General features: G+C 67.1%; 12 protein-coding genes. 10 read left to right on the top strand and 2 right to left on the bottom strand.

Annotated elements, in window-relative coordinates:
* Positions 1 to 144 precede the first annotated feature (144 nt).
* The 9 genes from A9974_RS20650 (at position 145) to cyoD (ending at position 8,064) form a co-directional block, all read left to right on the top strand.
* Positions 145 to 765: an SCO family protein gene (locus tag A9974_RS20650; protein ID WP_183006043.1), complete on the top strand. Its 621-nt coding sequence runs from the start codon at positions 145 to 147 to the stop codon at positions 763 to 765.
* Positions 766 to 794: 29 nt separating this feature from the next.
* Positions 795 to 1,289: a copper chaperone PCu(A)C gene (locus A9974_RS20655; RefSeq protein ID WP_183006044.1), complete on the top strand. Its 495-nt coding sequence runs from the start codon at positions 795 to 797 to the stop codon at positions 1,287 to 1,289.
* Between the two features lie 249 nt (positions 1,290 to 1,538).
* Entirely contained in the window at positions 1,539 to 1,922 is a 384-nt protein-coding gene (locus tag A9974_RS20660; protein ID WP_183006045.1) for a DUF4148 domain-containing protein, read from the top strand.
* Between the two features lie 269 nt (positions 1,923 to 2,191).
* Entirely contained in the window at positions 2,192 to 3,394 is a 1,203-nt protein-coding gene (locus A9974_RS20665) for a HAMP domain-containing histidine kinase (protein ID WP_183006046.1), read from the top strand.
* A gap of 1 nt (position 3,395) precedes the next feature.
* On the top strand, positions 3,396 to 3,950 hold the full coding sequence (locus A9974_RS20670) for a response regulator transcription factor (RefSeq protein ID WP_369797704.1): 555 nt from the start codon (positions 3,396 to 3,398) through the stop codon (positions 3,948 to 3,950).
* Between the two features lie 258 nt (positions 3,951 to 4,208).
* Entirely contained in the window at positions 4,209 to 5,117 is a 909-nt protein-coding gene (gene cyoA / locus A9974_RS20675; protein WP_183006047.1) for a ubiquinol oxidase subunit II, read from the top strand.
* Positions 5,118 to 5,119: 2 nt separating this feature from the next.
* Positions 5,120 to 7,096, top strand: coding sequence for a cytochrome o ubiquinol oxidase subunit I (cyoB, locus tag A9974_RS20680; protein ID WP_183006048.1), 1,977 nt, complete (start codon positions 5,120 to 5,122; stop codon positions 7,094 to 7,096).
* Between the two features lie 3 nt (positions 7,097 to 7,099).
* Positions 7,100 to 7,714, top strand: a complete 615-nt coding sequence (cyoC, locus tag A9974_RS20685) for a cytochrome o ubiquinol oxidase subunit III (RefSeq protein WP_183006049.1) — start codon at positions 7,100 to 7,102, stop codon at positions 7,712 to 7,714.
* Positions 7,714 to 8,064, top strand: coding sequence for a cytochrome o ubiquinol oxidase subunit IV (gene cyoD / locus A9974_RS20690; protein ID WP_183006050.1), 351 nt, complete (start codon positions 7,714 to 7,716; stop codon positions 8,062 to 8,064). The genes cyoC and cyoD overlap by 1 nt, the downstream gene beginning before the upstream one ends.
* 153 nt (positions 8,065 to 8,217) lie before the next feature.
* Here cyoD and A9974_RS20695 read toward each other — a convergent pair whose 3' ends face one another.
* Entirely contained in the window at positions 8,218 to 10,728 is a 2,511-nt protein-coding gene (locus tag A9974_RS20695; RefSeq protein WP_255468262.1) for an ankyrin repeat domain-containing protein, read from the bottom strand.
* A gap of 186 nt (positions 10,729 to 10,914) precedes the next feature.
* On the opposite strand from A9974_RS20695, the gene A9974_RS20700 reads away from it, so the two are divergent.
* Positions 10,915 to 11,529, top strand: coding sequence for a nitrogen fixation protein NifQ (locus A9974_RS20700; RefSeq protein ID WP_183006051.1), 615 nt, complete (start codon positions 10,915 to 10,917; stop codon positions 11,527 to 11,529).
* A 10-nt stretch (positions 11,530 to 11,539) separates the two neighbouring features.
* On the opposite strand, the gene A9974_RS20705 is transcribed toward A9974_RS20700, so the two are convergent.
* Positions 11,540 to 13,624, bottom strand: coding sequence for a TonB-dependent receptor (locus A9974_RS20705; RefSeq protein ID WP_183006110.1), 2,085 nt, complete (start codon positions 13,622 to 13,624; stop codon positions 11,540 to 11,542).
* Between the last annotated feature and the right edge of the window lie 61 nt (positions 13,625 to 13,685).

The following is a 13,685-nucleotide window of genomic DNA, read 5'->3' on the forward strand; positions in this document are numbered from 1 at the left end:
GCCCCGCGCGGCCCGCCCAGCCAGCCCGAACGCCCATGTCCTCATCCTTTACGACCCGACCAGAAATACGCGGCACCTTCGGCGTCCGCTCCTGCGCGCGGCCTTCGCCGCGCCTTTCGCGAACCGTCAACCGACGAGGTTTTCATGCATTCCGCTCTTGCGCGCCCGCCCGTGGGCGCTTTGTCCGCGCCCGGCCGCCGCCGGCGCCTGCTGCTATCGACCCTGGCCCTGCTGCCGCTGGCCGCCTGCGGTCCCGACACGCCCCCGCTCAACGGCATGGACCTGTCCAGCATGCCCACGGGCGACTTCCAGCTGCAGGACACCGAGGGCCGGCAACGCCAGCTGGCCGACTACCGCGGCCAGACCGTGATGCTGTTCTTCGGCTTCACCCAATGCCCGGACATCTGCCCGACCGCCTTGACCCGGGCGTTGGAAATCAAAAGTCTCCTGGGCGCCGACGCTGCGGCCAAACTGCGCATCCTGTTCATCACCGTGGACCCGGAACGCGACACGCCGGAGATCCTGCGCGCCTACACCCAGGCCTTCGACCCCGCCTTCGTCGGCCTGCGCGGCGACGCCGAACAGACCCGCGCCGCGGCCCAGTCATTCAAGGTGTTCTACCAGAAGGTCCCCACCGGCTCTTCCTACACCATGGACCACACGGCGCTGACCTACATCATCGACGCCCAGGGCAAGCTGCGATTGGCCCTGCGCCACCAGCAAACCGCCGAACAGTGCGTGCAAGACCTGCGCACCGTGCTCTGACCCGCCTCGCCACGAACAAGGAATTTCCAATGAAAAAGATCACTTTCCCGTCCCTGGCCGCCGCCTTCGCCCTGGGCGCCCTGACGCTGACCGCTGCCCCCGCCCTGGCGCAGGACGCCGCGCTCAAGGTGGAAGACGCCTGGGTGCGCGCCACGGTGCCCAGTCAGCACGCCACCGGCGTCTTCATGCGGCTGACCTCGGCCGCGCCCGCCCGCCTGGTGGCGGTGGAATCCGACGCGGCCAAACACACCGAGGTGCACGAAATGGCGATGCAGAACGACGTCATGAAAATGCGCCAGGTGCCCGCCATCGACCTGCCCGCCGGCCAGCCGGTGGACCTGAAGCCGGGCGGCTACCACGTCATGCTGATCGACCTGTCCAAGCAGATTTCGGCGGGCGATCCCGTCGCGCTGACGCTGGTGGTGCAGGACGCCGGCGGCAAGGAACGGCGTATTCCGGTGACCGCCGTGGCGCGCCCGCTGTCGGCAGCCTCGGCGCCGGCCGCCGCCGGGCACGGCCACTGAAAAACAGGGACTTTGCCACTGCAAGCGAATTGACATCTGTATTTCAAGCTTGAAATAGTTGTTTGCACCACAACTCGCGTTTTCTGCAACGTAACGGCGCGCCTCCGGTCGAATTTAAAAACCCGGGGGTGCGCCGCCCGCCCCTCCCGGCAGGTATCGCCAGCATCACAGGAAATCGTCCCAAGACCGCACCGGGACGACGGCTCGGCCCCTTCCAAGGCCGTTTGCTTTGATTGCTAGGAGCGTTTCATGAAGACCCTGACAGCTACTTTGTTGCTTTGCGCCGGCCTGACCGCCTTCGGCGCCGCGCAAGCCCAGCAAGTCCAGTCCACCGCCCCCACCGGGACCTACAAGCGCGATCTGTACGGCGACTGGCGCGTGAGCTACCCGGCCCCCAAGGCCGAAACCTCGGCCCAGGTCAGCAGCGAACTGGCCCAGTCCAAGACCAATGGCCAATACACCTTCGGTGAAGAGGACTACCCGCCCGCTATCGCCACCAACGGCGCCACAGAAAGCCGCGCCCAGGTCGAACAGGAACTGCAGACCGCCGAAATGCAGGGGCAGATGGCCTCCGACCAGGAAAGCTACCCGCCCACCCCGATGGCGCATAGCGGCACGTCCGCCCTCCAGTAGCCCCCCCGGCGCCAGACCCCGGCACAGCGGCGCGCAGCCTCAAGGCTCGCCTGCCAGCCGCTGGCGGGGTTGATATCAGGGACACATTACAAGACCCGCCGCCTGCGGTGCGCCCTGATTCCACATACAATGCCAGCACATCCGCCGCCAGCGCCCTCGCGGGGCCTGACGGCAGCCGGCGCCCCCTGCGCCGCGCGCTGGATGACAGCGTTCCGCGCCGCCGGGCGCCTGTGCCGCCGGCGGTTGTGCCGGCAACCCTGTGTCTGGATATGCCCGGTAGTTCCGCCTTTTCATTCCTGCGTACCCTCTGCAGCCTGCGCTGGCTCGCCATCGCGGGCCAAGCCGCCACCATCCTGGTCGCCAGCAGCGTGCTGGGCCTGGCCCTGCCGCTGGAACCGCTGTGGATCGGCGTGGGCGTGCTGATCGGCTTCAACGTCTACGCCAGCCTGCGCCTGCGGCACAGCCGCGACCTGTCCCATGCCACCGCCTTCGCCCACCTGCTGGTGGACATGGCCGCGCTGGCCTGGATGGTGGGCTGGAGCGGCGGCCTGAGCAATCCGTTCGGCATGATGTTCCTGATCCTGACCGCCCTGGCGGCGCTGGCCCTGCCGCGCAACTGGGCGCTGGCCGCCGCGCTGGCCGGCATTTCCGGCTATGCCGCCGCCGCCATCTTCGGCCAGCCGCTGCGCGGCGACGTCAATACCCACACCCTGCTGCTGTGGGGCCTGTCGGCCAACTTCCTGATTTCCGTGGTGGTCGTGCTGGTGTTCTCGACCCGCCTGGCCGCCGACCTGCGGGCCCGCGAACGCGAACTGGCACGCCTGCGCGAGCGCTTCACCCGCAACGAAGGCATCGTGGCGCTGGCCACCCACGCCGCGGCGATGGCGCACGAACTGAACACCCCGCTGGCGACCATGACCCTGCTGGCCGACGAGATCTCCGCCGAGGTCAAGGACCCCGACCTGAAGGAAGACGTCGCCACCCTGGGCCAGCTATTGGCCCTGTGCCGGGAACGCATCCGCAATCTGGCGGTCCCAACCGCGGTGGACCTGGTGCGCGTGGTGGGGCAGTGGCGCCTGATCCGGCCGACCATCAACCTGCAGCGCTCGGGCGTGCTGCCGGCCAGCCTGCGGGTGGATCCGGCCATCGCCCACCTGTTGCAGGCCTTGCTGAACAACGCGGCCGACGCCGGCGAAGCCGCCGACGAACCGCGTGTGGACCTGCATCTGGAATACGGCTACGGCGCCCTGCGCGGCGAAGTGCGCGACTACGGTCGCGGCTTCGATCCCGACCAGACGCTGCTGCCGGCCACCAGCCTGTTCAACAGCGGCAAGCCGGGAGGGCTGGGCGTGGGCCTGGCCCTGTCGCACGCCACCGTCGAGCAGCTAGGCGGCGAAATGACCATGACGGCCGCCGATGGCGGCGGCACCCGCATCCGCTTTTATTTACCGCTCGGCAACCCCGGGACCTGAAATGTTGAATCCGACCGATCTTGGCCTCTTGATCGACGACGACGAGCTGTACGTGCGCACCCTGCAGCGCAGCCTGTCGCGCCGCGGCCTGGAAACCCGAACCGCCACCGGCATCGCCGAAGCGCTGCGCGTGGCCGAAGAGATCCGCCCCGCCTTCGCGCTGGTGGACCTGCGCCTGGGCGAGGATTCGGGCCTGACCCTGATCCGTCCCCTTCGGGCTCTGCGCGCCGACATGCGCATCCTGCTGGTCACCGGCTACGCCAGCGTGGCCACCGCGGTCGAGGCCATCAAGCGCGGCGCGGACGACTACCTGCCCAAGCCCGCCACGGCGCCGATGATTCTGCGCACCCTGGGTCTGGTGAAGGCAGATACGGTTACGATCGAAAGCACCATGACGCCATTGCACCGCCTAGAATGGGAGCACATCCACCAGGCGCTGCACGAAACCGGCGGCAACGTGTCGGCCGCGGCCCGCCTGTTGGGCATGCATCGGCGGTCCCTGCAGCGCAAGCTGGCCAAAAAACCAGGGCCGGAACGCGAGGTCCTGGTGGACTGATTGGCGCGGATACGACACATCGCAACAATCTCTCAATGTGCAGGTGCGACATATCGTCGCACCCCCACCCGCCCCGCAAGCCCTTCTCCCGCCAGGGAAAACCCCTAACCCAGGGTATTGAGGGCAAAAGCTGGCCAGGCAATGCGACCATTCGTCGCAGCCTTGACCCAGATCAAGCCGATAGGATGGACGTTGCTGCCTAGCAGCATTCCAGTCTGCTGCTTCGCAGCATTTCCCACCCTCCATCCAAGGCTGTACGTGAAACACCCCCTCCTTGCGACCCTTACGCGCATTTTCGGCGTCGGCGCGGTCATGCTGCTTGGCGGCTGCAACATGGAAATCCTCTCCCCCAAGGGAGATATCGGCATGCAGGAACGGACCCTGCTGTTCACTGCCACGGGGCTGATGCTCCTGGTCGTGATTCCGGTCCTCTTCATGATCGTGGCTTTCGCCTGGAAGTACCGCGCCTCCAACACCAAAGCTGACTACCAGCCCAAGTGGGCTCACTCCACGGCGATCGAAGTCGTGGTCTGGACCGTGCCTTGTATCATCGTGGCGATTCTTGCCGTGATCACCTGGCGCTCCACGCACGCGCTGGATCCCTACAAGCCGCTCGTGTCCGAACACAAGCCGGTGACCATCGAGGTGGTTTCGCTGGATTGGAAGTGGCTGTTCATCTACCCCGACTACGACATCGCCACCGTCAACGAGATCGCGTTCCCCGTGGACGTGCCGGTCAATTTCCGGATCACCTCGGCGTCGGTCATGAACTCGTTCTTCATTCCCCAGCTCGGCAGCCAGATCTATTCGATGGCGGGCATGGAAACCAAGCTGCACCTGAACGCGCGTGAACCCGGCACCTATGCGGGCATCTCGGCCAACTACAGCGGCGCCGGTTTCTCCGGCATGCGCTTCAAGGCCATCGCCACGACGCAGGAAGGGTTCGACAACTGGGTCAAGGAAGCGAAGGCTTCGCCGACGGCGCTGACCCCCGAGGTCTACCAAGAGCTGACCAAGCGCAGCGAGCGCAACCCGGTCGCCAAGTACGCCTCGGTGCCGCCGTCCATGTTCGATTTCATCCTGGGCAGCACCATGTCCAAGATGGCCGGCGTGGACTCCGCCACGTGCACCCCCACGTCGAATAATCTGATCGCAGGAATCAACTAACAATGCTCGGGAAACTCACCCTCGAGGCCATTCCGTACCATGAACCTATCGTCATGGTTACGCTGGCCGCCGTGTGCCTGGGAGGCCTAGCGGTCTTCGGCGCCGTCACCTACTTCGGCAAGTGGAAGTACCTCTGGACGGAATGGCTCACCTCCGTCGACCACAAGCGCATCGGCGTGATGTACATCATCGTCGCGCTGATCATGCTGCTGCGCGGCTTTGCCGACGCCATCATGATGCGTACCCAGTTGGCCGTCGCCTCGGTCGACTCCGCCGGTTTCCTGCCGCCGCACCATTACGACCAGATCTTCACCGCCCACGGCGTCATCATGATTTTCTTCATGGCGATGCCCTTCATCACCGGGCTGATGAACATTGTGGTGCCGCTGCAGATCGGCGCCCGCGACGTGGCCTACCCGTTCCTGAACTCGCTGAGCTTCTGGCTGTTCGGCGCCGGCGTCGCGCTGATGATGATCTCGCTGTTCGTGGGCGAATTCGCCGCGACCGGCTGGCTCGCCTATCCGCCGCTGTCCGGACTGGACTACAGCCCAAGCGTCGGGGTGGATTACTACATCTGGGCGCTGCAGATATCAGGGCTGGGTACAACACTTAGCGGCATCAACTTCATCGTGACCATCCTGCGCATGCGCGCGCCGGGCATGAGCCTGATGAAGATGCCGATCTTCACCTGGACCTCGCTGGTCACCAACGTGCTGATCGTGGCCGCCTTCCCCGTGCTGGCCGCCACCCTGGCGCTGCTGACGGCCGACCGCTACCTGGGTACGCACTTCTTCACGAACGACATGGGCGGCAACGTCATGATGTACGTGAACCTGATCTGGATCTGGGGCCACCCCGAGGTCTACATCCTGGTGCTGCCTGCCTTCGGCGTGTATTCCGAAGTGGTTGCCACGTTCGCCCGCAAGACCCTGTTCGGCTACAAGTCCATGGTCTACGCCACGGCCGCCATCGGCGTGCTGTCGTTCCTGGTCTGGCTGCACCACTTCTTCACCATGGGCGCGGGGGCCAACGTCAACGCGTTCTTCGGCATCGCCACAATGATCATCTCGATCCCGACCGGGGCCAAGATCTTCAACTGGCTGTTCACCATCTACCGCGGCCGTCTGCGCATCACCACCCCGGTGCTGTGGACGCTGGGCTTCATGATCGTGTTCGTCATCGGCGGCATGACCGGCGTGATGCTGGCCATCCCCGGCGTGTCGTTCGTGCTGCACAACAGCCTGTTCCTGATCGCCCACTTCCACAACACCATCATCGGTGGCGTGGTGTTCGGTTGCATCGCCGGCATGACCTACTGGTTCCCCAAGGCGTTCGGCTTCACGCTGAACGAACGCCTGGGCCGCTACTCGTTCTACTGCTGGTTCGTCGGTTTCTTCATGGCCTTCATGCCCCTGTACATCCTGGGCTTCAAGGGCATGACGCGTCGCCTGAACCACTACGACAACCCCGAATGGCAGCCCTACCTGCTGGTCGCGCTGGCTGGCGCCGCGCTGATCATGCTGGGCATCTGGTTCCTGCTGCAGCAAGTGTTCGTCTCGGTTCGCCAGCGCAAGCAGAACCAGGACGCCACCGGCGATCCCTGGGATGGCCGCACCCTGGAATGGTCGATTTCCTCGCCTGCTCCTTTCTACAACTTCGCCCACGTTCCTCATGTCGATGAACTGGACCAGTTCTGGGAAGACAAGCAGAGCGGCAAGGCCTACAAGCGCCCGGCCAAGTACGAAGACATCCACATGCCCAAGAACACGGGCGCCGGCGTCTACATCGGCGCGTTCGGCCTGGTGATGTGCTTTGCCTTGATCTGGCACATCTGGTGGCTCGCCATCGTTGGTTTCGTCGGCATGATCGGTTCGTTCATCGTCCGCGCCTACGACCGCGACGTCGATTACTGGGTCCCGGCCGCTGAAGTCGAGCGGATCGAGAACGCCCACTTTGAAAAAATGCAGAAGGCCGCCTGAGCCATGATTCAAGCCGTAGCCACTCACCCCCACGCGGGTCACGACGATCACGCGCACCATGACGATGGATCCAAGACCGTTTTCGGTTTCTGGGTCTACCTCATGAGCGACTTGCTGATCTTTTCGGTGCTGTTCGCCACGTTCGCGGTGTTGTCCAACGCCACCGCGGGCGGCCCGACGGGCAAGGAACTGTTCGACCTGAAGTTCGTGCTGGTCGAAACCCTGTTGCTGCTCTTTTCCAGCTTCACCTTCGGCATGGCCAACCTGAACGTGCACGCCAACAACAAGCGCCGCGCAATCGGCTGGTTGATGGTCACGTTCCTGTTCGGCGCGGGCTTCATCGCGATGGAAGTCTATGAATTCCATCACCTGATCACCGAAGGCGCGGGCCCCGGCCGCAGCGCCTACCTGTCGGCGTTCTTCACGCTGATCGGCACCCACGGCCTGCACGTCACGTTCGGCCTGATCTGGATCGTCGTCCTGATCGACATGATCCGCCGTCATGGCCTGGACTCGATCAACAAGCGTCGCCTGGCGTGCCTGAGCCTGTTCTGGCACTTCCTGGACATCGTCTGGATCTGCGTCTTCACCTTCGTCTATCTTCTGGGAGCCCTCTGATGTCGCACTCCGCTGCGGCCGCACACGGCCATGACGATCACGCCGCCGACCACGGCAGCCTGAAGTCCTACATCATCGGTTTCATCCTTTCGCTCCTGCTCACCTTCGGCTCGTTTGGCCTGGTGATGAGCGGCGCCCTGTCCCACACCATCACCATCATCGGCGTGGTGGCGCTGTGCGTGCTCCAGCTGCTGGTGCAGCTGGTGTACTTCCTGCACATGGGCGCGTCGAAATCGGCCCGCGACAACCTGCTCACGTTCGTCTTCACCGTGCTGATCATCGCGATCATCGTCGGCGGTTCGGCCTGGGTGCTGTACAACATGAACGTCAACATGGGCCACGCCATGTAAGACCCGTCACTCGCTGACGACAAAACAGGCGCCTTGCGGCGCCTGTTTTTTTTGGGGCGCCGCGTAGGGCGCCTGCTTTCCTGGCGGATGGTTTTGCGGCCTCGGGGTCATCCTGGAACCGGAGTACCGCCCGCATCCCGCATCGGCTTGGCGTCAACCTCCCTGCGTCTTCACCGCCAGCGTGATGCCCAGCCTGTCCGCCAGTTGCCGGGCGGTCATGCCGACGTACGGCTGCACCCGCGCGCCTTGCTCCAGGTCGCAGGCCGGCGCATTGGCGGCGCCGTCCAGCACGCGCTTGACCGCCCGCGCGCCGGACGGCGACAAGGGGCCGCCGTCGCTGGCCTGCCAGGCCAGTATGTCCGCCACCGCCATGCCGCAGCGCGCCGGCGTGGCGTACAGCGGCGCATCGTGCTCGAGCAGCATGCGCGCCTTCGCGTCGTTGCCCTGCTGCAGCATGATCACCAAAGGTAGCGCCGCGGCGTCCGTTACGCCGCGCAGGCGGATCCCGCCATCGCTGCGGTCCGACGGATCCGCGCCCGCCTTCAGCCAGGCCAGGTACAGGTCATCGGGCAGCCACGGCAGCGATAGCGGCGCGATCTGGTTGCCGACCGTCCCCGCAGGGTTACCGGCATAGGCCAGGGGCACACCCGCCGCCAGCAGGCGCTCGGCGGTGGCGCGCAGCCGGGCGCGCTGGCCGTCCCATTCGGCGCTGTTCTGCTTCGCGTCGGCGCGCAGTTCAACCTCGTTCCACTGGCGCAGCAGGCTGGTCAGCGGCGCCGTCGTCATGGGCGCGTGGGGCTTGCCGGCGGCGGCCTGTGCCACCTGGTCCACCAGCTCGGGCGACAACTGCCGCGCCGCCAGGCTGAGCGTCTCGTCCAGGCCGGCGCGCACCGGGCCGTCCTTGGGCCCATAGCCGCCCGCCGCCGGATCCGCGCCATGCACCAGCGCGAACGCCACCCGTTCCGACGGCGCATAGGCGGACTGCGGCTTGAGGTCTTCGACCGGCGCTTCGCGCAGCGCCTCCAGCAGCGGAGTCTCCCACATCGCCTGGTTGCCGTAGTACATGCGGATATAGGCGGCGTTGATGTCCGCGCCCTTGGCCAGCAGTTTCTCGGCGAACCAGAATTTGGACGGGCTGCTCATGGCCCCATGCAGCACCGAGCGGCCGCTCTTGTCGCGGCCATTCGGATTCGCGCCCTTGGCCAGCAGGTAGTCCAGCGTGTCCTTGTCTTCGCCGGAATACCACACGCGGCGCAGCAGCAACGGCGTGCCGCTGGAATCGGGCGCCTCGATCGACACGCCGGCCGCCACCAGCAGGTCGGCCAGGGCGTAGCGCTCGGCCAGCGGACGGGTATCGCGCCCGTCCGGCAAAGCGCTGGACAGGAGCGGCGCGCCACGGGTCGGTCCGTTGACGTCGGCGCCCGCCGCCAGCAGCGCGCGCACCATCTCGATCTGCTTGGCCGACGCCGCCGCGTTCAGCGCCGATACGCCGTTTTCGTTGACGCCGTTGGGATCTTGCCCGCGCGCCAGTTCCGCGCGCACGGCGTCCAGGTCACGCGCCCGGATCGCCTGGAAAATCGCCAGGCGCGGGCGGCAGGCGGCCGCATCCAGCGTCTTGCTGCCCAGCGCCACGCCGATGCGGTCGGCGATCTTGGCCGGTATCGGCTCGTTCGCCGCCAGGCGGCGCGCGCAATACTGCCGGTAGTCTTCCTGCGCCAGCACGTCGAAATAAGCGCGTTGGTCCCGCCGCTGGTCGCGCAGCTTCAGGCGCGCATCGGCCCGGTTCAAATAGGCAGGCGTGCGCGCCGGGTCGCGCCGCAGCACTTCGCCCAGCACCGCGTCGGCCTCGGCCGGGTTGCCTGCCTCGGCCAGCCAGAAACCATAGTCGTTCAGCGCGGCCACCAACTCAGGGTCCTTGCCGTCCGGGTCGATGTCGCGATAGTCCTGTTCCAGCACGAAGCGGCGCAACGCCGTGACCGCCCGGTTGAATTCGGGTTTGCCGCGAGCAATGGCGAACGCCGCCTGGTGCAGCGCGCGGAAGGTGGCGGTGGCGTCGACCGGCGCGCGGTATTCGAAGCGGACATCGGCCGGAAGCGCCTTCAGGCGGCTGGGATACGTGACCAAGGCCGGCTTGAGCGTGGCCAGCGCCTGCTCGCGCCGGGCATCGTCCCAGGGCCGGTCCGCCGTCGCCACCACGCGGGCGGCGTCGGCGCGCACCGTCACCACGGCGCCGGACGCATCCACCAGGAAACCGTTGGCCTGGGTATCGTCGGCATCGCTGTACGTGTAGGCCACCCAATAGAACGCCTGCCCGTCGCGCGGCGCCGACGCGCTGACGTTTTCCTGCCGCGACACGTTCCATTGCGCCGGGTCGATCGCCAGCGGCCGCGACCGGAACGCCAGTTCCGGCTGCCCGCCGGCCTGGGCCGGGCGCAGATAGCGGTATAGATACAGCCGGTTGTCCATCTGACCGACCAGCAGCGCGTCCTTGGCGTTCTCGGCGCCCCACACCCGGCGCTCCGGTTCGCGCAGGGGGTAGCGGGACAGGCGCACGGCGTCGATCACGGCGCCGATGTCGTAGGCCGCGGCCGGCGGCGCCATCAACGGCAACGCGGCCGCCATGGCCAGCGCCAGCAATGCGCGGGAAAGATGGCGGGAAAGCATGGGGGCAGGTTGAAACATCCGGGTGGACCTGGAAATGGAAGTCGGGCCGATGATACCGCCGCCTTCGAAGCAGCGCCGGGTCAGTCCCGATGCCGCTTGACCACCGGCAAGGCAAAGCCGCCGGCCATTCGTTATATATTGCAGCTTATATCGTATTCATTAACGCCTTAACGGTTTATCGCAGCCATGAACGCCGTCGTCGCCAATTCCCCCCAAGACACCGCCACCATGGCCTGTGCGCTGCTGCGCCACGCCGCGCCCGGCCAGCCCGACGCCGTATTTTTCGCGACGGTCATCGGCAAGAGCCTGGCGCTGCGCGACCTGGCCCGCTGCGGCCTGGCGCCCGGCGAACTGGACGAGGCGTTGACGCAGCTGTTTCCCGGCGCGCAAGACAGCCGCGACCCGGCGCTGGCCAAGCTGCCGGCGCAGCTTGCCGCGTACGCCGCGCAAGGCCTGGACGATCCGCAGCCGGGTTTCACCTTGCTGCTGCGCGTACTGCTCGATGCCTACGGCGCGCCCGGCTGCGCCAGCATGCCGCTGGTCACCAGCGTGCTGGCGCACGCCTGCCTGCGGCCCGACCATCTGTGGCGCGACCTGGGCCTGAGCGGCCGCGAAGACGTCACCGCGCTGTTGACCCGCCACTACCCCGAGCTGGTGGCGCGCAACACCCGCAACCTGCGCTGGAAGCAATTCCTGGCCTACGCCGCCTGTGAACACGCCGGCCTGCCCGCCGCCGCCGCGCCTGGCTGCGCGGCCTGCGAAGACCACGATTTCTGCTACGGCCAAGCCGGCGCGGATTGAGCCGGGCGCGTCAATACCGGTACGTGGCGCCGAGCCCCATCCCCACGCTGCGCCCCGGCGCCGGTTCGTAATAGCGGCCGTTGCTCTCGTTGACGATGACCGAGCCGGCGTAGCGGCGGTCGAACAGGTTGTCGACCCGCGCATAGGCGCTCAATTCCCAGGCGCCGACCTGCTTGATGTAGCCCGCGGAAATCGCGGCCACCGCGTAGCTGGGGGCCGCCGCCTCGTTGGCGTCGTCCGCATACAGCTGGCTGAGGTAGCGGCCCTCGATGGCGGCCTGCCAGCCTTGCGGCGGCGCCCAGCCCAGCGAGGCGAACGCCGAATGGCGCGCGATGCCCGGAATGCGGTTGCCCGCAAGGATGGCGCCGCCGGCATCGTCGCGATAGCGCGCATCCAGCCAGGTGTAGGCGAACTGCGCACGCCATTGCCCGGCAAAGCGCGTATTCCAGCCCAGTTCCACGCCATCGCGGCGGGTGCGGCCCGCGTTGCGAAAGGTGGCGCGCCCGCCGCTGCTGCCGGCCGAGACGATCTCATCGTCGGTCGACACGTGGAACACCGCGGCCGTCAGCAGGCCGCCGCCCAGCCGCGTCTTCAGACCGGCTTCGAGATTCGTGCTGAGCGCCGGCGCCAGCCCGAAGTTCAGCCCCGGCAAGCCGCCGGGGCGGTATGAAATTTCATTGAGCGTGGGCGTCTCGAAGCCGCGTCCATACGACGCATACACGCGCGTGTCGGCGGCGGGTTCGTAGCCGATGGCCGCCACCGGCAGGGCGCGGCGGTAACGCGCGCTGCCGCTGTCGTCGCCGTTGCCGGGCACGATGTAGTGATCGCGCGAATCGAAATCCACCGTGCTGTAGCGCAGGCCCGCGTCCAGCGTCCACCGCGGCGCCACGCGCCATGAGGCCTGCACGTAGGGATCGGCGTTGTAGACGGTATTGGTCTCGTCGCGCCGCAGCGCGCCCTGCACGCCCAGTTGCTGGCTGGCGCCCGTACCGGTGAAGTTCTGGTAGCCGCGGCGGGTCTCGCGCATCGTGTCGTAGGCGAAGCCGCCCACCAGCGTCAGCGGCCGTCCGGCCATGGCCAGCTCGGCGGTCCAGCGCACATCCGCCCCGCCGTAGCGGCGCGTCAGGTCGATGACCCCGCCCGCCTGCGTCGGCGCGGTCTGCGCCGCCGGCGGAATCGCCTGGAACTGGGTGGTGTCGCGCTGGCCGTAATACAGCATCACGCGCAGCGTATGGGCGCCGTCGACGTGGCGCTCGTAGACCAGCCCGCCCTGGCTCTGCCGCACCGTCTTGCGGGTGTCGTACTGCGACGCCAGATCGGCGCTGCGCGGAGCGTCCTGGAACTGCGCGTAAGTCAGCCCCAACGGATCTTGCGCCGTCAGGTCCACGCTATTGGCCACGATCGTCAGGCGGCTGGCGTTGTCGAGCTGCATGCCGAGCTTGGCGTTGCCCAGGTTCTTGCGCGCCGCGCTGCGGTCGCGATAGCCGTCGGTGGTCATGCGCGACAGGTCCAGCACGTAGTCCACCGCCCCGTCGGCGCCCGACGCCTTGGCGCCGTAGCGCCAGGTGCCGAAGCTGCCGCCCCAGGCCGATGCCGACACCGATGGCGGCGCGGCGCCGTCCTCGGTATAGGCCAGGATCACGCCGCCCGACGAATTGCCGTACAGCGCCGAAAACGGCCCGCGCAGCACTTCTACCCGGTCCAGCGAGCCGATGTCGATGTTCGAGGTCTGGCCCTGCCCGTCGGGCATCGTGGCCGGAATGCCGTCCACATACAGGCGCACGCCGCGCACCCCGAAGGAGGAACGCGCGCCGAAGCCGCGGCTGGAAATCTGCAGGTCCTGCGCATAGTTCTGGCGGTTCTGGATCTGCAGCCCTGGCACCCCGGCCAGGCCTTCGGACAGGTTGATGCCGGCCTGGCCGCGGCGCATCGCGCCGCCGTCGGCCACGTCCACCGACCCCGGCGTGTCCAGCACGGACACCCCCAGCCGCGTGCCGGTCACCACCACCGGGGCCGTCTCGGGCACCGGCGACTGCGCCATGGCCGCCATCGCCGGCGCCATGCCCAGCAGGCCATGCAGAATCGGACGGGCCATGGGGCCGGGGCGGCGGGGGTAAGCGGTCACTCAAGGCTCCTTCTGGGGCGGACGCGGAGAA

It is taken from the genome of Achromobacter sp. UMC71 (genome assembly GCF_014170305.1).
GTDB lineage: Bacteria > Pseudomonadota > Gammaproteobacteria > Burkholderiales > Burkholderiaceae_B > Achromobacter.